Raw genomic sequence first — 16,738 nt, 5'->3', positions numbered from 1 at the left:
CCGCCCGGGCGAAGCGGTCGGCCGAGACGGACTGGTCATGTTGCTGAGGTTGATCGGCCGTTTTGTCGTGCTCGTGGTGAGCCTGGTCATCAGTTCGGTACTGGTCTTCGCGTTCATGGCGGTGTTGCCGGGCGATCCGGCCCGCGTGGCCCTCGGTGTGAACGCGTCACCTGAGGCGGTCGCCCAGCTGCGGCAGCAGTTCGGGCTCGACCGCCCGCTCACCACGCAGTACGTCGACTGGGCAAGCGGCCTGCCGCGCGGCGACTTCGGCACGTCGTACGTGAGCAAGGCGGCGATCGGGCCGCAGGTGATGGACCGCCTGCAGGTGACGTTGTGGCTGGTCGGCGCGGCGATGGTGATCGCGCTCGTGCTGGCGGTTCCGGCCGGCACGGTGATGGCCGCGCGCCATCGCAAGTTGTCCGGGTTGGTGCTGTCGGCGTTGTCGCAGCTGGGCGTCGCGGTGCCGGCGTTTCTCGCGGGCATCCTGCTCATCGTGGTGTTCGCGGTCCGCCTCGGCTGGCTGCCCGCCAACGGCTGGACGCCACCCGTGGTCGACCCGGTGATGTTCGCCAAACAGCTGGCCCTGCCGGCGTTGTCGCTCGGCCTTGTGCAAGGTGCCGTGCTCACCCGGTACGTCAGAAGTGCCGTGCTCGACGTGCTCCGCGAGGACTACTTGCGAACCGCCCGGGCCAAGGGCCTTCGCCCGTTCAAGGCGCTCTGGCGGCATGGCCTGCGCAACGCCGCCGTGCCGGTCGTCACGGTGCTCGGCCTGCAACTCGCGACCCTGCTGATCGGGGCGGTGGTGGTGGAGCGGGTGTTCGTCATCCCGGGCCTTGGCTCGCTGCTGCTCGACGGGGTTTCCAACCGGGACCTGCTGCTCGTGCAAGGCGTGGTGATGTTGCTCGTGATGGCGGTGCTGCTGGTGAACTTCCTGGTCGATCTGCTGTACCTGGCGATCGATCCACGCCTGCGGGGAGGCGCGCGATGAGACGGCTCAACGCAGGCCTGGTGGTCGGCGCGCTCACGGTCGGCCTCATCGTCGTACTGGCCTTGCTCTCGTTCATCTGGACGCCGTACGACCCGACGCTGGTGGATCCGGCCGTGCGGCTGGCGAAGCCGTCCGCGGACCACTGGTTCGGTACGGACAAGTTCGGGCGGGACGTGCTCAGCCAGCTGATGGTCGGCGCCCGCACCACCTTGTACGTCGGACTCGTGTCCGTCGGAGTGGCCGCGCTGATCGGCGTACCGCTCGGGATTCTCGCGGCGATGACCCGGCGCTGGAGCAGCGAGTTGATCATGCGGGCCAACGATCTGCTGCTGGCGTTTCCGGCGTTGCTGCTCGCGATCATGTTCGGTGCGGTCTTCGGCGCGAGCACGTGGACGGCGATGGTGGCGATCGGTATCGCCACCGTGCCAAGCTTCGCCCGGGTGATCCGCAGCGGCGCCCTGCAGGTGATGCGCACGGAGTATGTGCTCGCCGCCCGCGCCGCCGGCCGAAAACCCTTCGCCATCGCCATCCGGCACGTCCTGCCGAACGTGACCAGCCTGATCACCGTGCAGGCCTCCGTCGCGTTCGCCATCGCCGTTCTGGCCGAGGCCGCACTGTCGTTCCTCGGGTTCGGTACGCCGCCCCCGACGCCTTCGTGGGGCCGCATGTTGCAGGAAAGCCAGGAGTTGCTGTTCGGAGCACCGAGGCTCGCGGCGTTCCCAGGGGTCGCGATCGCCCTTGCGGTGCTCGGGTTCAACCTGCTCGGCGACGGGCTGCGCGACCGGTTCGACCCGAAGTTGGAGGACCGGCGATGAACGACGTACTGACCGTGAGCGGGTTGACGGTCTCGGTCCGCGACAAGTCCCTCGTGCAAGATGTCGGCCTGTCGGTCGGCCGGGGCGAGCGCGTCGGCCTGATCGGGGAATCCGGCTCCGGCAAGTCGCTGACCGCGCTGAGCCTGATCGGCCTGTTGCCAGAGGACGTCGTCGCGACCGGTTCGGTGCGCCTCGCCGGCATCGAGCACGACCTGATCGGCGCCGGCGAGCGAAAGCTTTCGAAGGTGCGCGGCCGGCACATCGCGATGGTCTTCCAGGAGCCGATGACCGCGCTGAACCCGACCATGCGCGTGGGCGATCAGGTGGCCGAGGCCATGCTGATCCACCGGACCAAACGCGGGCGCCGCGCGGCTCGGGCGGCCGCAGCGGAACTGCTGGCGCGGGTCGAGCTCGACGGCACGATGAAGTCGTACCCGCATCAGTTGTCCGGCGGTCAGCGTCAACGTGTGGTCGTGGCCCTTGCTCTCGCCAACGATCCGGCGCTGCTGGTTTGCGACGAGCCGACCACCGCGCTGGACGTGACCGTGCAGGCGATGGTGCTCGACCTCATCGTGCGAGGCGTTACGGCTCGCGATTCCGCCCTGCTGTTCATCACGCACGACCTGGCCGTGGTGGCGACGGTCTGCCAGCGTGTGCTGGTGATGTACGGCGGCCGGGTGGTCGAGTCGGGCCCGGTCGAGGAGGTTTTCACCAAGCCCCGGCACCGCTATACCCAGGGTCTGCTCGCGGCCTCGGACCTCGACTCGGCGGACCACCTGCTGACCACGATCCCGGGCAATGTCCCGGCGGCAGGAAAGTTCCCTAGCGGCTGCGTCTTCCGTAACCGCTGCGCCTTCGCGACCTCGGCGTGCGAGGCGACGCCGGAGTGGACCGGGACGGCCGAGCGCGGGTTCGCCTGTTTCCACCCGGCCGGGGAGGTCGCCGATGTCTGAGCCATTGAGCAGCGTGCCGCCGGACGAGCCGTTGATCCGGATTTCGAAAGTCGTGCGCGACTACAAGCGGCCGCGGACGTCGTTGTGGCGGCCCGCGAAGGTGGTGCACGCCGTGCGCGGGGTCAGCCTGGAGATCAAGCCCGGCGAGCGGTTCGGCATCGTCGGCGAATCCGGCTGCGGCAAGTCCACTCTGCTGCGCCTGCTTGCCGGGCTGGACCGGCCGGACTCGGGCGAGATCTTCGTCAGCGGTACGGAGATCTCGCGCCTACCGGAACGGCGCCTCGGCTTCCTGCGCGAGGACCTGCAGATGGTCTTCCAGGACCCGATGAGCTCGCTCGATCCGCGCATGCGCGTGCGCGACATCATCGCCGAACCCCTCGTCGTACAAGGCCATCCCGCCTCCGGCGAACGCGTCCGCGAACTGCTCGAAGCCGTCGGCCTGCCACCCGATGCCGGTGCGCGTTATCCACATCAGTTCTCCGGCGGACAACGCCAGCGCATCTCGATCGCCCGGGCCCTCGCGCCGCGGCCGCGCATCCTCGTCGCGGATGAGCCGGTCAGTGCCCTGGACGTCTCGGTCCGCGCTCAGGTGCTGAACCTCATCACCGAGCTGGTCGATTCGCTCAACCTGACGCTGATCTTCGTCTCGCACGACCTGTCCGTGGTCCGGCACGTGTGCGACCGGGTGGCGGTGATGCACGCGGGCGAGGTGGTCGAGACCGGCACCACCGGCGAGGTCTACACCGCTCCGCGCCATCCGTACACCCGTCGTCTGGTGTCAGCGATCCCCACCTTGCAACGCGCCCTCGCCGGTGCCACCACGGCCGACCTGATCCAGCGGGAGAAGCGATGACGTTTCCTGACGGCCTGCCGATCGGCGAGGCCTGGGTCCGTACGCCGTCCTCACAACCCGTCACTTTCCCGTACGACGGCCAGGTGGTCGCCGAGGCACCGGTTGGTACGGAGGCGCTGGCTGATCAGGCTCTCGCGGAAGCCGTTGCCGTGCGCAAGGAGGTGGGACGGCTGCCGTCGCACGTGCGCCGGGCCGCGCTGTTGAGCGTCTTCGAGGCGGTTCGGGAGGCCCGGTCGGCGTTCGAGGACTTGCTCGTGCTGGAAACCGGGAAGCCGCTGGTCGACTGCCGGGTGGAGGTCGATCGGACCCTGCTCACGCTGCAGACCTCGGCGGAGGAGGTCGCGCGCCTGCACGGTGAGACCGTGCCGCTGGATCTGCTGCCGAGCGGCGACGGGTTGATGGGGTTCTGGGTGCGGAAGCCGATCGGCGTGGTGATCGGCATCGCCGGGTTCAACTATCCGTTGCTGCTGGCAACGCACAAGGTGGCTCCGGCGCTGGCCGCGGGTTGCCCGGTGATCGTGAAACCCGCGCCGCAGACTCCGCTCGCGACGTTGTGGCTGGTTCACCTGTTCCGCGAGGCGCTGGCGGAGGCGGGCGCGCCCAGGGCGGTGGTCCAGCTCGTGACCGGCGGGGTGGAGGTCGGCGCGACTTTGACCCAGGACAAGCGGATCGGCGCCGTCTCGTTCACAGGTTCGGCCGCGGTCGGTCACCAGATCGCTCGCGACGCCGCGCCGACGAAGGTGCTGCTCGAGCTCGGCTCCAACTCGGCGCTGGTGGTCGCGGCCGACGCCGATCTCGACGCGGCGGCGGACGCCGTGATCCGCGGCGGGTATTACGCCTCCGGGCAGGCCTGCATCAGCATTCAGCGCCTGATCGTGGTGGAGTCCGTGCGCGAGGCCTTCCTCGCGAAGCTCCTGCCGCGAATGGACGAGGTGGTCATCGGCGATCCGCGCGACGAGCGGACGCGGGTGTCCGCGCTGATCGACGCTCGCGCGACTTCCCGGGTCTCTGCTGTCTTGGCCGAGGCAGTCGCGGCTGGCGCGACCGTTGCGGCAGGCTCGTTCAACGCTTCTGTGACCGAGGGAATCGTCCGGCCCATCGTGCTGCTCGACACTCCGGTGGGCCAACCCGCGTGGGACGAGGAGATCTTCGCGCCGGTGGTGCAGGTCCGGTCGGTGCCCGACCTCGCGACGGCGTTCGACCTGGTGAACGACTCCCGGTACGGCCTCCAGGCGAGCGTTTTCACCTCCTCCTTGGAGACCGCCTTCGCCGCGATCGACGAGCTGGAGGTCGGGGGAGTTGTGGTGAACGAGGTGCCCGGGTTCCGCTCCGACGTCATGCCGTACGGCGGTGTGAAGGACTCCGGCATCGGGCGCGAAGGCCCGCGCTTCGCGATCGAGGAACTGACCGTCACCCGGATGGCCATCATCCGCCCGGCTCCAGGGAGGCCCCGATGAACTACTCGAACTTGTTCCGCCTCGACGGCAAGACCGCGCTCGTGGTGGGCGCCGGTAGCGGGATCGGCCGCGAGTCCGCGCTGGCCCTCGCGGCTCACGGCGCCACCGTCATCTGCGCCGACCGCGACCTCGCCGCCGCTACCGAGACGGCCTCCGCCGGCGAAGGCCTCACGGCGTACGGGCTGGACGTGCTGGATGACGCGGCGATCGAGGCGGCGGTGCGGGAGTTCCCGCAGGTGGACGTGCTGGTGTTCACCGCCGCGACGAATGTGCGCAAGCGGATGATCGACTACACCGCGGACGAGTTCGACCGGATCGTCTCGCTGAACCTGCGGGCGTCGTTCGAGCTGATCCGGACCTTCGGCGGCTCGATGGCCAAGCGCGGCAGCGGCAGCATCATCGGTTTCAGCTCGATCCGGGCGACGACGGTCGAGCCGGGCCAATCGGTGTACGCGGCAACCAAGGCGGGCCTGGTCCAACTGCTGCGCACCGCCGCCGCCGAGTTCGGCCCGGCCGGCGTCCGCGCGAACGCGATCGCCCCCGGCGTCGTCGAAACCCCGCTGACCGCTCAGATCAAGGCCAACCCCGACTGGTACGACGCCTACGCGCGCAAGAGCGCCCTCGGCCGGTGGGCCCGGCCCGACGAACTCGCCGGCGCCGTCGTATACCTCGCCTCGGACGCGTCCAGCTTCGTCACCGGCAGCGTGCTCACGGTCGACGGCGGCTGGACCGCGGTCGACGGCCGCTTCAACCCGCCGGGTTAGGCCCTGGGTTAACGTCGGAGGACCGGACTAGGGAGGACCGTATGACCGAACTCGCCGATCTGACCGCCGTCGAACTGGTGGCCGGGTACCGCGACAGGTCGATGTCCCCGGTGGAAGTGCTCGACGCCGTCCTCGCCCGCGTCGAGGCGCTCGAACCGGCCCTGCACGCGACGTACGCGCTGGATCCCGACGGCGCCCGTGCGGCCGCGAACCAGTCGGAACAACGCTGGCGCTCGGGCGAACCAGCCGGACCGCTCGACGGCGTACCCGTCACAGTCAAGGAGAACATCGCCACCGCGGGCGTACCTGTCCCGCAAGGTACTGCCGCCACTGAGTTGCTCCCGGCAACTACCGACGCTCCGGCCGCCGCGTTGCTGCGCTCGAGTGGTGCCGTGATTTTCAGCAAAACCACCATGCCGGAGTACGGGATGCTCTCGTCCGGCGTCTCGACGTTCCACCCGCTCACCCGCAACCCGTGGGACCTCAGCCGTACGCCCGGTGGTTCCAGCGCCGGTGCGGGCGCTGCCGCCGCCGCGGGGTACGGGCCTTTGCACCTCGGTACGGACATCGGCGGCTCGATCCGGCTCCCCGCCGGGTGGTGCGGCGTGATCGGCCTCAAACCCACGCACGGCCGTGTCCCGGTTGGCGTGCCGTATCCCGGCCGCGCCATCGGCCCCATCACCCGTACGGCGGCCGACGCCGGGTTGTTGCTAGCCGCCATCTCCGGTTACGACCGCCGCGACCACACGTCGTACCCCTCGCCGGGTGATTCGTTCTCAGGCCCGCTCGACCTCGCAGGCGTTCGGATCGGCCTACTGCTCGATGCCGGGTTAGGTCTGCCGGTGGCACCGGAAGTGGCCTCGGCCGTCCGTACGGCGGCAAACCTGGTGGAGAAGGCTGGAGCCACTGTCACCGAGATCGGGCCGATTATCACCCGGGAGATGCTCGACGGCCTCGACCGGTTCTGGCGCATCCGCAGCGCGTACGACCTCCAGGCTCTTCCACCCGAACGCCGCGCGAAGGTCCTGCCCGAGATCCGCGACTGGGCTGACTCGGCTGCAGGTCTTACTGGGCTTGAGGTGTTCCACGGGTTCAGCCAGATGGGGGAGATGGCCGTTGCGGTCGACCAGGCCTTCGCGTCGTACGACTTCCTGATCTCGCCGGTGGCGCCTATCACCGCCTTCGCGGCCGAACTGGCCTACCCGACCGACGACCCGCTCAAGCCGTTCGAGCACATCGCCTTCACCGTGCCGTACAACATGTCTGGCCACCCGGCCGTATCGGTCAACTGCGGCTACTCCCGCGAAGGCCTCCCCATCGGCCTTCAACTAGCCTCGCCCCGCTTCACCGATATGCGCCTCCTATCCCTAGCCGCAACCATCGAAGCTCTCGTAGAGCGTCGAACCTGGCCGGGTGGCTGTAGCGGTTAGGCCTTGCCGTAGACGGTGACGCGGGTGCCGATCGGGGTCTCGTCGAAGATGCGGTGGATGTCCGGGCGCCATACCCGGACACAGCCGTGGCTGGCGGGGTAGGAGTGCACGAGGCTGTTGGTGCGGGATCCGTGCAGGGCGATGCCCGGGCGGTTCTTGAAGATGTAGATCGAGTCGTACATGAACGCCTCCTCGTAGAGGCTGCTCTCGTGCTTGCCGGCCCACTTGCGCCAGACCTTGCCGGTACCGTTCGGGGTGTCGTAGCCGGCTGAACCGGACGAGACCCACACGATCCGCTTGTACGACTTACCGCTGATCTGGAACAGCACCTGGCACGTCTTGTTCACGTAGAGCCCGGAGGCGCGGGTGGCTACCGGCTTCGCGCTTGCGCCCAGGACCGAGTTGATGTCGCGCTGCGTGAGCGGGCCGCGGTTGATCGGCAGGCCGACCGTCTCGCGCCACGCGCACAGGGCCTGCCGGGCGCGACGGGTGATCTTGCCGTCAACCGTACCGACGGGGTAACCGAAGGCCTCCAGCTTTCGCTCGACCTGCAGGGCCTTGGCCTTCGCTGCCGCCTCGGCCGACTTGGTGGGCTTGGCGGTCGGCTTCGGGCTCGGCTTCGGGCTCGGTTGCGCGCTCGGCTTTGTGCTGGGCGTGGCGGTTGAGGTCGCCCTGGTGGGGGTGGCGGTCGGCGCCGTGGTGGGCTCGACCGTCGGCGTCACGCTGCCAGTGGGCGGCTGGGGCGTCGTACTGCTTGTGCTCGGGGTGGAGCCCGCGGGCGGGGACGCGTCGACGTCGGCGCATCCGGCCAGTACCAGGCCGCTGGCGAACAAGAGCACAACCGCATCGTGACCGCGTCGTCGGAACACCGAGACCCCTCTCCGTAGGCGTACAGCCTCGCAGAGTCATAGGCCACCCGGACGCAACACCGCCGCCATTGCTTGCACTTCGTTATCAATCGCCCGAGCCGTGCTTGTGAGGCAAGCTGGCTATGCTCGCTTCGGTAAGGCTATTCGCAACCGATCGAGGCGACTTCTGATGACCGAGCCCGAAGTTCTCCGGCTCCCCGCTGTCCGGCTACCCGCTGAATCCGACCTGGCTCCGCTCGCGCTGGCCAGCCTTCGCCTCACCGAGCTCAAGCGGCTCGCCGAGTGGGGGCAGGGCCGCTCCGTCAATAACGACGGCGAGCTGGACCCACACGACGTGGAGGCCGGCACCAAGGAACTGGGCCTCGGCCTGGACGAACTGCTTGTCGGCTGGGCTGCCGCCGTCGACGCCGAACTCCTCACGCTGAAAAGCGATCAGGCCGTTGCCGGTCCGGCCCTGGCCGTGCTCGAGCAGGGCACTGACCAGGACAAACTCGACGTCTGGGCCGACATCGTCGACTGGGACATCGAGACGGCTTACCCGGCGGACGAGCCTTCCGAGGCCCTGCCGGTGCTGTTGATGATGCTGCACCTCGAACCGGTCGTCTCCTTCGAGGACCTCGTCGGTACGGCGGTGGAGATGGACGGCACGGGCGAAGACGCGGCCGACGCCGTCTCGTACCTGATGAGCCGGCTGCTCGACCTCGGCGTGGTTCTCACCGACGGCGAGTTGTTCCAGTCGACGCCGCTGGGGCAGTTCGGCCTCAGCTGCTGGTTCGGCAGCGTGGGCGTGGACGCGCCCGTCATTACCGACCTGGCCGAGGCGAGCCCGGTCCAGGTGATGGAGATGGCGCAGGTCTTCGAGGACGACGGCGAGCGCGAGGCGTTCGTGCACGAGTGGATCGATGCCGTAGGCCCGTCTGCCGCGGCCGACGAGCTCGTCACGCTCGCCTCCACGGGTACGCCCGACGACCGCTCCGGCGCCTTCGCCCTGCTGCAACGCGTAGGCGCCGCCGCCGAGGACGCCGTACGGTCCAAGCTCGACGACCCCTCGGTCCGCCCCCACGCCATCAACTGGCTCACGGAGGCAGGTCTCTCCGCGCCCGAGCTGACGCCGGCCGAGTCCAGCTGGCTCTTCGCCGACATGCTCGTCGCCGTACTCGGCCCCGACGACGAAACCCAGCGCGAAGCCGCCGCCGAACTCGGCTTCGAGGACCCCCGCAGCCTCGACCACATCGCCGGCCTGGCCGACACCACCCACCCAGCCGCCGCCGAAGTCCTGCAAGCCCTAGCCACCCACCACCCCGACCCGGCGGTAGTAAAAGCCGCCCGCAAAGCCACCCTCCAATCCCGCTCCGTCTAACGCACAACGCCCGTACGACGTGAAGATTCGCGTCGTACGGGCGGTTGCGGGGGCCGGGTTACCAGGCGTAGTCCTCCGGGGCGGGCTTGTGGCCCGGGAAGATCTCGTCGAGGCGGGCGAGGGCCTTGTCGTCGAGGTGGAGGTCGAGGGCGCGGATGCCGGCTTCGAGTTGTTCCAGCGTGCGCGGGCCGACGATCGGGGCCGTGACGGCGGGCTGAGCCAGCAGCCAGGCGAGGGCGATATCGCCGGGCTCTTGGCCGAGTTCCGCCGCGAAGTCCTCGTAGGCCTCGATCTGCGGACGAAGGGCCTCGACCGCTTCCTTCGAACGGCCTTCAAGACGCCGTACGCCCTGGTGGTCCTTGCGGATGACCCCGCCGAGTAGACCGCCGTTGAGCGGCGACCACGGGATGATGCCGAGACCGTACGACTGAGCCGCCGGAATCACTTCAAGCTCGATCTCGCGCTTGAGCAGGTTGTAGATCGACTGCTCGCTCACGAGGCCGGTGTAGTTGCGACGGGCCGCAGCCTCCTGAGCCTGGGCGATGTGCCAGCCGGCGAAATTGCTGCTTCCGGCGTACAGGATCTTGCCCTGCTGTACGGCGACCTCCATCGCCTGCCAGATCTCGTCCCAGGGAGTAGCCCGGTCAACGTGGTGGAACTGGTAGAGGTCGATGTAGTCGGTCTGAAGTCGTTTGAGGCTCGCATCCAGCGCACGGCGGATGTTGAGCGCCGAGAGCTTGGCGTCGTTCGGACGGTCCGACATGTCGCCATACACCTTGGTGGCGAGCACAGTCTTCTCACGCCGATCACCGCCCTGGGCGAACCAGCGGCCGATGATCTCCTCGGTCGCGCCCTTGCCCTTGTCGCGGCCGTATACGTTCGCGGTGTCGAAGAAGTTGATCCCGTTCTCGTGCGCGACGTCCATGATCTTGAACGAGTCCTGCTCGGGCGTAACCGGCCCGAAGTTCATCGTGCCAAGGCAAAGACGGCTGACGGAAAGGCCGGTCCGGCCGAGATGCGTGTAGTCCATAGGTCCAACCTCCGTCACGGCGGATGAGATGTCCAACAGGAGAATCAACTAGGTTCGATCGCAAGAGCTTCTTAATGACCGGTACTGTGCCGTTATGGAGCTGAGGCATCTCGAACACTTCGTCGCCGTCGCCGAGCAACGGCACTTCACCCGCGCCGCCGAGGCGATGTCGATCTCGCAGTCCGGCCTCTCCGCCTCGATCCGCGCACTCGAACGCGAACTCCACGCCTCGCTCTTCGTCCGCAACACCCGCAGCGTCGAACTAACCGAAGCCGGCCGCGCCCTCCTGGTAGAAGGCCGCCGTACGCTCGCCAGCGCCGCAGCCGCCCGAGAAGCCGTAGCCGCCGTCCAAGGCCTACTCCGCGGCTCCCTCTCCGTAGGCCTAGAACAGTGCTTGGGCGTCGTGAACGTCCCGGCGATCCTCGCCCAGTTCCGAGCGGCTCATCCCGGCGTAGAGATCTCCGTCCGTCAGGGCGGCTCCACCCCGATGCTGGAGGAACTCGCCTCGGGACGGCTGGACGTGGCCTTTGTCGCTACGGGTGGCGAGCCGGTTCCGGACGTGACCCTCCGGCCACTCGCGTCCGAGTCGATGGTCCTGGTCTGCCCGCCGGATCACCGTTTGGTCGGCGGCGGCCCGATCGCGTTGGAGAAGTTGGCGGGGGAGTCCTTCATCGACTTCGACCGCACCTGGGGAGCCCGCGCCATCACCGACCGTGCCTTCGAAGCCGCCGCCATCGAACACCCCGTCTCCCTCGAAGTGAACGACGTCCACACCCTCCTGGCCCTGGTCAGTCACGGCCTAGGCGTAGCCCTCGTCCCCGAGCGCATAGCCGCCAAAAAAGGCTTCACCCACGCCACCATCCCCCTCGAACCCCACGCCACCGACCGCTGGCAAGTCTCCGTAGCCACCTCAGCCGAACCCACCGCCACCCTCGCCGCCGACGCCCTACTGGGCATGCTTGACGCTCAACTAAGCAACACCCCAACTTGCTGACACGCCTGCCGCAGGTCCCCTTAGCTGCGAAGATGTAGCGGCAGACACGCTGAATTCTGAGGGGGAAGATGCGGTACTGGTGGGTCAATCAAAGAAGGACCTATACCGAAGAGCGAGAGGCGGGCATTCTCTGGGCGCCGCTTCGGACGCAAACTGGTGGGCGCCAGAGCCACTGGCAGTCGATGCTGGATGTTCGTCCCAACGACGTTGTTTTCCATTACCATGAACAAAAAATCAAAGCGATAAGCAAGGTTGCGACCGAGGCTATCGAGAGTGGGCGCCCTGTGAGCCTACCGCCAGATTGGGCGCAAGACGGATGGCGAATCCACACTGCATACCGCGCTCTGGTGGATCCGATTCCATTCAGCGACTTGCCGGATCCGGACAAGCGGGCAACGATAGGCGGGCCTTTCAATGTGAAGGGCGGCGTAAATCAAGGTTACCTATTCCCGCTAGATTCTGAGTACGGGCAGAGCCTCGCGTCCTTAGTGGCTCAGAGCGGGCTCGAGGGTGGAAGCTCAGGGGTTACTGCCGCGGAAGTGCTCGCACAACCGGCGGGACATGAATCTGCAGACCTACTTCTCCGTCGACTAGTCGGTGTGGAACTTAGCGCTCCCGGCGGAGTTTCTTGTCTCATCAAGAGCATCAACGAGTCAGCAGTTATAGCTACTGTGGGTGAAGCTGTTTTTGACATTGATGTAGAAATCGCAGAGGTCCAGCGCGCCTTGAATAGCCTGGAGAGATTCGGTCAGGTCACGGTAGGCGAGACCGAATTTGGCGAAGGGCGAGTGCTCGTCGCCGCCGTATTGCTCGCGCTGCCAGGCGCTTTCTCAGCGGGTGAACCGCCGGTAGTTGAGATCTCGGCTGCACCGCTGGCCGGAGGTAAGCTAGAGGACCTTCGCTTTGAGGGGGACCTTGCCAGAATTCGCGCTGGTGAATCACGTGGTGAGCAGGGCGCGTTGCGGCGGCATCTGCTCGGGACGGCCGAGGTCGCTGACTGTGCCATATGCGGCAAGACTCTCCCAGCGCGCTTCCTGGTCGCAGCGCACATTAAACGCAGGTCTGCGTGTACTGCAGAAGAACGCCGCAGTTTAGGTCGGGTTGCGATGCTCGCGTGCATACTCGGCTGCGATGCTCTGTTCGAGCTCGGCTACTTAGCTGTCAGGGCGGATCGAGTCATCGCTCGAACAGAGGCCAAGTTCGTCCAGGGTGAACTTTCCGAGCGACTAACTCAACTCGCAGGCGCCAACTGCAGCGCCCACACTGCGCAGTCAGCCGAGTTCTTTGAATGGCATTATCAGAATGTATTCATTCCACCGACGGACTAGTGAGTCCGGCGCATTGGCGCGGTCGCATTGGGTGGCAGCGGCCACAGGTGCGACGTCTGGAGTAGGTCGCAACGCCGATGAAACGCAACTCGGTTAATGTCGAGTTGCGCAAAGGTGGAGACAGCGAGTAGCGCGGGCTGCAACCTTAGGCGGCTGGTACGGGAGCGCTGATTTCGTTCATTAGCATGCGCAGAGTGAGGCTGTGCTTCTCCGGAGGGAGCAGGTCGAGGGCGTGTTGGGCGGTGGCAATTCCGCCGGGCCGGTCGCCGGCGCGGACCATCATGAGGCCGCGGTGCATCTGCAGGTGAGTATGGAATCTGGGCATCGATTCGGGGATCGCCGCCGCGCCGTCCTCCTGCGCTTTCAAAGCAACCTTCTCGTCGCCTAGTCGGGCTGCGAGCAGGCTGATGTGAACGTTGTGACGCCACCACGGGATCGCGTAGTCCGTCGGCTCTTCCGAGCCGGCCTTCTCGAATAGGCGCTGTGCTTGCAAGAGGGCTTGCCGCGCACCGTCCTGGTCATCAGATAGCGCTTTGATATGAGCATCCGCCCAGACCGCGTTGAGGAGGCCGTTCGACGGCTTATCGCTGATCGCGGACGCCTGGGTCTCCAGGACGCGCGCCACGCCAAGGGAGGCACCCTCGTACCCGAGGGCGAGTGATGCTCGGCCGCGAACCCAGACCATGGCCTCTTCGTCTTGGGAGCGATCGGCTGCTTCTGCTGCGAGCCGGTACCAGGTAACAGCTTTTGCTCCGTCCGAACCCGGGAAGGTTTTGGCGAAGAGCGTCATCAGCCTAGCTGCCACTGACCATAGCCGCGGCTGATCGAGTTGTTGCTGTAGAACGACGAGTTCGTTGGCGAGCCGGCGTTGAATGTCAGCGGCTCCAAAGCTCATGTAGTCGGTGCCGTAGGTGGCGAGCTTGGCTTCCCAGTCGTCGACGCTGGGTCCGGCGTTCTTCAGTCGAGCCGAGAAGCCCTCTGCAATCAGGTCGGATGCGACAACGGGGGCAATTGCTGTGGCGGCAACATCGGTAAGGAACGTTCGGCGCTTCACGGAATCGTGCTCCAGGACGGTCAAGGGGACATCCAGGACGGCAGATAGGTGCCGGAGCCAGAATGGGCTTGGTTCATGGCGGCCGCTTTCCCAGCGGCGGGAGATGTACTCGCGGGCGATGGTGGTTCCAGCGGACTTGCTGAGCTCATCGGCAAGGCGAGATTGCGACCAGCCCCGGGCTGTGCGCAAGTCCTTGATGAGCTCGCCGATGGTTGTCACTCCACCATGATGCCTCGGCGGTGGCGGTACGCAGCAGGCCTGCCACTAAGGGTGCCACTAGTGAGACAGATCACTCCACTACAGACTGTGAACAGTTCGCTACAGCTGGGTTTGGAGTGATGAGCCATGAGCATGATCGTAGATTTGGATACCGAGCGCGCCCCTCTCGGCAGACCGAGTGAATTCGTTGGCCAAGCTGCTGTTCGTCCTTTCGGGTTATCGGTGGCTCGCTGGGAGCCGGGCTCGAAGCACGAGCGGGAGTTGGTGAATCTGGATCCGGATTCGCAGATCGGATACGTGGGTGACCGGCCGCTACGCGAACTGATATCGGCGGGCACGCGTAGCCAGTTTGAAAGCGATGGTCAAACCCCTATCAGCCTTGACTACGGAGAAGACGACTGATGAGGCCCCGCAGTGGTCCGAGCCCTCGTGTTCTGGTGCTGACCGAGGTGTGCGATGCGACCGCGGACTTCGTTCTAGCGCACCTGAACGAGCGAGGTGTCGCTCTTTGGCGACTCGATCCCGGCGACTTTCCCAACACGCTTGATCTGTCGGCCAGGTTCGACGGTTCCTGGCGTGGTGAAGTGCTCGGACCGCTGCGGGCTGCTGACCTAGCCGAGGTTAAGGCGGTGTATTACCGCCGCCCGTCTGACTTCAAGACTCCAGACGGGCTGTCGGAGTCGGAGAACGCGTTTGTACGGTCTCAGGCCCGGCACGCGGTGTTCGGCCTCCTCGCGGCGCTGCCAGGCGTGACTTGGGTCAATCAGCCAGGCCGGATGGCCGATGCAAGGATGAAGCCTTACCAATTGGCGATCGCGTCCGCCGTCGGCTTGGTGACGCCGAGAACGCTGGTGACCAACCGTCCGGAAGACGTCGTCGCGTTTGGTACCGAGATGGGGCGGATCATCACCAAGTCGTTGTCGATAGTTCGCTACGTCGACGACGTAAAGGGCCCGGGTCTGCTCTATACGACGGAGGTTCCCGAGGCAGATTGGGGAGATGGCGGCATTACGGCGACAGCACATCTCTTCCAGGAAGTTGTGGAGCGCGATTACGAGGTCCGATTGACGTATGTCGGAGGGCAGTGTTTCTCGGCGGCGATCGAGCCCGATGACCCGTACGGTGAGCTCGACATCCGAGCGCATAGTCGTCGCGTCAGGTACGCCGCGATCGAGGCGCCCTCCAAGATCACGGCTGCGGTCGGGGCGATGATGGACCGGCTGGGGCTGGTGTTCGGGGCGTTTGACTTCATCGTGCGACCTGACGGCCAGTGGGTCTTCATCGAGCTGAACCCGAATGGGCAGTGGGCCTGGATCGAGGAAGAAGTCGGTCATCCGATCAGTGCGGCATTGGCGGACTTGCTGGAGAAAGGTGCCATTGGGTGAGCGGCGCAACAATTGAGCGCGAGGCCGCGAGGCTGCGTGCGGAGTTGGCCGAGCGGCTGATCACGGAGGGGGCTGTGACCTCGTCTGCGTGGCGGGCGGCTTTTGCTGACGTGCCACGGCATGTGTTCGTGCCGGTGTTCTATCGCCAGTCACGGACCGAGCAACCGGCTGTCGATTTAAGCACTCCGGACGAATGGCTGCACGGGGTGTACGCCGATCAGTTGCTGGTGGTTTCGCCGGATGTGAAGTCGTCCAGCACGGTGCCGTCGTTGATGGCTCGGATGCTGGAGGCGCTCGATCCGGCCGACGGTGATCGGGTCCTGGAGATCGGCACCGGCACCGGCTATAACGCCGGTCTGCTGAGTCACCGCCTTGGCGACAGCAATGTGGTCAGCATCGACATCGCCGCGGACCTGGTTAATGACGCGAAGGCTCGGTTGGCGTCGATTGGGTATCACCCGACACTTGTGGTCGGTGACGGCGCTGGCGGCTGGCCCAGCGATGCGCCGTACGACGGGATCATCGCCACTTGCGCCCCCGACTCAGTCCCGGAGACTTGGCTTGATCAAGTCCGGCCCGGCGGGCGCATCGTGGCACCGATTGCTACCGGTGTTGCGGTGATCGACGTCGCCCCGGGCCGGAAAGGTGAAGGCCGGTTCTTGCCGGGAGGCGCGTTCTTTATGTCGCTACGCCCTACGCCAGGACAGAGCGATCTCGCGGTCCAGATCGCTGACATCAAATCGGCCATCGCGTCGACTCGGGCCACTGATCTCGATGAGATGGTCTGGTTCGACAGTGACTTTCGCTTCGTGCTGTCTGCGGTCGTGCCGGATCTGCGGTTCTTAACGAAACTGGACAGCGGGATAGCCATCTTCACCCATCCCGACGGTTCGTGGGTCCGACTCGATGACAACACAGTCGCCCAAGGCGGATCTCGACGGCTGTGGGATTCGGTGGAGAAGGCGCACAGGCAATGGGACGAGCTCGGTCGCCCGTCGCGTGAGAAATTCAGTCTCACCATTGACGGCTGCACCCAGCACGTTCGCCTCGACGGAAGCGACGTGGCCTGGCTTCTGCCAAGGGGGCGGTAGGGCGACGGCGGGGTGAGTCATTGGCCCAGATGCAGCCTGTTGAGCGCGCGGTGGTGGGCGGCGTGGGCAGGTTGCAGGAAGTTGCAGATCGATGGGCGTCGGGGCGTGCGTATGGTTAGGGGTTGGGGTTTGTCTCGGTTGGGAGATG

The 16,738-nt window shown here is 66.4% G+C and carries 16 protein-coding genes; 13 read left to right on the top strand and 3 right to left on the bottom strand.

The genetic code is table 11. The annotated features are described in order from the left end of the window. The first annotated feature begins 31 nt into the window (after nt 1-31). The 7 genes from ACFFGN_RS20180 to ACFFGN_RS20150 are packed head-to-tail and all read left to right on the top strand — an operon-like array spanning nt 32 to nt 7,260. A complete protein-coding gene (locus ACFFGN_RS20180; protein WP_380049909.1) occupies nt 32-988 on the top strand; it encodes an ABC transporter permease in 957 nt (318 codons plus the stop codon). Next, a complete protein-coding gene (locus tag ACFFGN_RS20175) occupies nt 985-1,803 on the top strand; it encodes an ABC transporter permease (protein ID WP_380049855.1) in 819 nt (272 codons plus the stop codon). Before ACFFGN_RS20180 ends, ACFFGN_RS20175 begins: the two co-directional genes overlap by 4 nt. Beyond that, complete coding sequence (locus ACFFGN_RS20170) at nt 1,800-2,756, top strand: ABC transporter ATP-binding protein (RefSeq protein WP_380049852.1); 957 nt, start codon at nt 1,800-1,802, stop codon at nt 2,754-2,756. Before ACFFGN_RS20175 ends, ACFFGN_RS20170 begins: the two co-directional genes overlap by 4 nt. Next, a complete protein-coding gene (locus tag ACFFGN_RS20165) occupies nt 2,749-3,609 on the top strand; it encodes an ATP-binding cassette domain-containing protein (protein WP_380049849.1) in 861 nt (286 codons plus the stop codon). The genes ACFFGN_RS20170 and ACFFGN_RS20165 overlap by 8 nt, the downstream gene beginning before the upstream one ends. Continuing rightward, nucleotides 3,606-5,066 (top strand): aldehyde dehydrogenase family protein, encoded by a 1,461-nt coding sequence (locus ACFFGN_RS20160; RefSeq protein ID WP_380049847.1) that lies wholly within the window; start codon nt 3,606-3,608, stop codon nt 5,064-5,066. The genes ACFFGN_RS20165 and ACFFGN_RS20160 overlap by 4 nt, the downstream gene beginning before the upstream one ends. After that, nucleotides 5,063-5,830, top strand: a complete 768-nt coding sequence (locus ACFFGN_RS20155; RefSeq protein WP_380049844.1) for an SDR family NAD(P)-dependent oxidoreductase — start codon at nt 5,063-5,065, stop codon at nt 5,828-5,830. Before ACFFGN_RS20160 ends, ACFFGN_RS20155 begins: the two co-directional genes overlap by 4 nt. Nucleotides 5,831-5,871: 41 nt before the next feature. Beyond that, nucleotides 5,872-7,260 carry an amidase gene (locus ACFFGN_RS20150; protein ID WP_380049841.1) on the top strand — a complete coding sequence of 463 codons (1,389 nt, stop codon included), beginning with the start codon at nt 5,872-5,874 and terminating at the stop codon, nt 7,258-7,260. Here ACFFGN_RS20150 and ACFFGN_RS20145 read toward each other — a convergent pair. After that, nucleotides 7,257-8,099 (bottom strand): L,D-transpeptidase, encoded by an 843-nt coding sequence (locus ACFFGN_RS20145; protein WP_380049838.1) that lies wholly within the window; start codon nt 8,097-8,099, stop codon nt 7,257-7,259. The genes ACFFGN_RS20150 and ACFFGN_RS20145 overlap by 4 nt on opposite strands. 199 nt (nt 8,100-8,298) lie before the next feature. Between ACFFGN_RS20145 and ACFFGN_RS20140 the strand changes: the two genes are divergently transcribed. After that, a complete protein-coding gene (locus ACFFGN_RS20140; protein WP_380049836.1) occupies nt 8,299-9,489 on the top strand; it encodes a hypothetical protein in 1,191 nt (396 codons plus the stop codon). 58 nt (nt 9,490-9,547) lie between these two features. Here the strand turns inward: ACFFGN_RS20140 and ACFFGN_RS20135 are convergent, their stop codons facing one another. Next, a complete protein-coding gene (locus ACFFGN_RS20135) occupies nt 9,548-10,519 on the bottom strand; it encodes an aldo/keto reductase (RefSeq protein ID WP_380049834.1) in 972 nt (323 codons plus the stop codon). A gap of 94 nt (nt 10,520-10,613) precedes the next feature. On the opposite strand from ACFFGN_RS20135, the gene ACFFGN_RS20130 reads away from it, so the two are divergent. Together ACFFGN_RS20130 and ACFFGN_RS20125 are read left to right on the top strand one after the other, a co-directional pair. Further along, nucleotides 10,614-11,513 (top strand): LysR family transcriptional regulator, encoded by a 900-nt coding sequence (locus ACFFGN_RS20130; protein WP_380049831.1) that lies wholly within the window; start codon nt 10,614-10,616, stop codon nt 11,511-11,513. 671 nt (nt 11,514-12,184) lie between these two features. Further along, nucleotides 12,185-12,841: a hypothetical protein gene (locus ACFFGN_RS20125; protein ID WP_380049828.1), complete on the top strand. Its 657-nt coding sequence runs from the start codon at nt 12,185-12,187 to the stop codon at nt 12,839-12,841. Nucleotides 12,842-12,986: 145 nt separating this feature from the next. Here the strand turns inward: ACFFGN_RS20125 and ACFFGN_RS20120 are convergent, their stop codons facing one another. Further along, nucleotides 12,987-14,114 (bottom strand): helix-turn-helix domain-containing protein, encoded by a 1,128-nt coding sequence (locus ACFFGN_RS20120; protein WP_380049825.1) that lies wholly within the window; start codon nt 14,112-14,114, stop codon nt 12,987-12,989. 126 nt (nt 14,115-14,240) lie between these two features. Here ACFFGN_RS20120 and ACFFGN_RS20115 point away from each other — a divergent pair, with 126 nt between their 5' ends. Genes ACFFGN_RS20115 through ACFFGN_RS20105 form a run of 3 tightly spaced genes read left to right on the top strand, consistent with a single transcriptional unit; the run spans nt 14,241 to nt 16,590 of the window. After that, entirely contained in the window at nt 14,241-14,516 is a 276-nt protein-coding gene (locus ACFFGN_RS20115; RefSeq protein ID WP_380049823.1) for a hypothetical protein, read from the top strand. 35 nt (nt 14,517-14,551) lie between these two features. Further along, nucleotides 14,552-15,499 (top strand): MvdC/MvdD family ATP grasp protein, encoded by a 948-nt coding sequence (locus ACFFGN_RS20110; protein WP_380049820.1) that lies wholly within the window; start codon nt 14,552-14,554, stop codon nt 15,497-15,499. Further along, the gene (locus ACFFGN_RS20105) at nt 15,496-16,590 is read left to right on the top strand and encodes a methyltransferase domain-containing protein (protein WP_380049817.1); all 1,095 of its coding nucleotides are present in this window, start codon (nt 15,496-15,498) and stop codon (nt 16,588-16,590) included. The genes ACFFGN_RS20110 and ACFFGN_RS20105 overlap by 4 nt, the downstream gene beginning before the upstream one ends. Nucleotides 16,591-16,738: the final 148 nt, after the last annotated feature.

It is taken from the genome of Kribbella deserti (assembly GCF_042434725.1).
Lineage (GTDB): Bacteria > Actinomycetota > Actinomycetes > Propionibacteriales > Kribbellaceae > Kribbella > Kribbella deserti.
The sequence above is the reverse complement of the archived record's forward strand: the minus strand, read 5'-3'. Positions and strand labels throughout refer to the sequence as shown.

What these genes read in the sequence shown, in the direction of transcription:
- ACFFGN_RS20155 (WP_380049844.1), top strand. Translation starts at nt 5,063, where the DNA reads ATGAACTACTCGAACTTGTTCCGCCTCGACGGCAAGACCGCGCTCGTG.
- ACFFGN_RS20165 (WP_380049849.1), top strand. Translation starts at nt 2,749, where the DNA reads ATGTCTGAGCCATTGAGCAGCGTGCCGCCGGACGAGCCGTTGATCCGG.
- ACFFGN_RS20130 (WP_380049831.1), top strand. Translation starts at nt 10,614, where the DNA reads ATGGAGCTGAGGCATCTCGAACACTTCGTCGCCGTCGCCGAGCAACGG.
- ACFFGN_RS20175 (WP_380049855.1), top strand. Translation starts at nt 985, where the DNA reads ATGAGACGGCTCAACGCAGGCCTGGTGGTCGGCGCGCTCACGGTCGGC.
- ACFFGN_RS20135 (WP_380049834.1), bottom strand. Translation starts at nt 10,519, where the DNA reads ATGGACTACACGCATCTCGGCCGGACCGGCCTTTCCGTCAGCCGTCTT.
- ACFFGN_RS20160 (WP_380049847.1), top strand. Translation starts at nt 3,606, where the DNA reads ATGACGTTTCCTGACGGCCTGCCGATCGGCGAGGCCTGGGTCCGTACG.
- ACFFGN_RS20140 (WP_380049836.1), top strand. Translation starts at nt 8,299, where the DNA reads ATGACCGAGCCCGAAGTTCTCCGGCTCCCCGCTGTCCGGCTACCCGCT.
- ACFFGN_RS20115 (WP_380049823.1), top strand. Translation starts at nt 14,241, where the DNA reads ATGAGCATGATCGTAGATTTGGATACCGAGCGCGCCCCTCTCGGCAGA.
- ACFFGN_RS20150 (WP_380049841.1), top strand. Translation starts at nt 5,872, where the DNA reads ATGACCGAACTCGCCGATCTGACCGCCGTCGAACTGGTGGCCGGGTAC.
- ACFFGN_RS20170 (WP_380049852.1), top strand. Translation starts at nt 1,800, where the DNA reads ATGAACGACGTACTGACCGTGAGCGGGTTGACGGTCTCGGTCCGCGAC.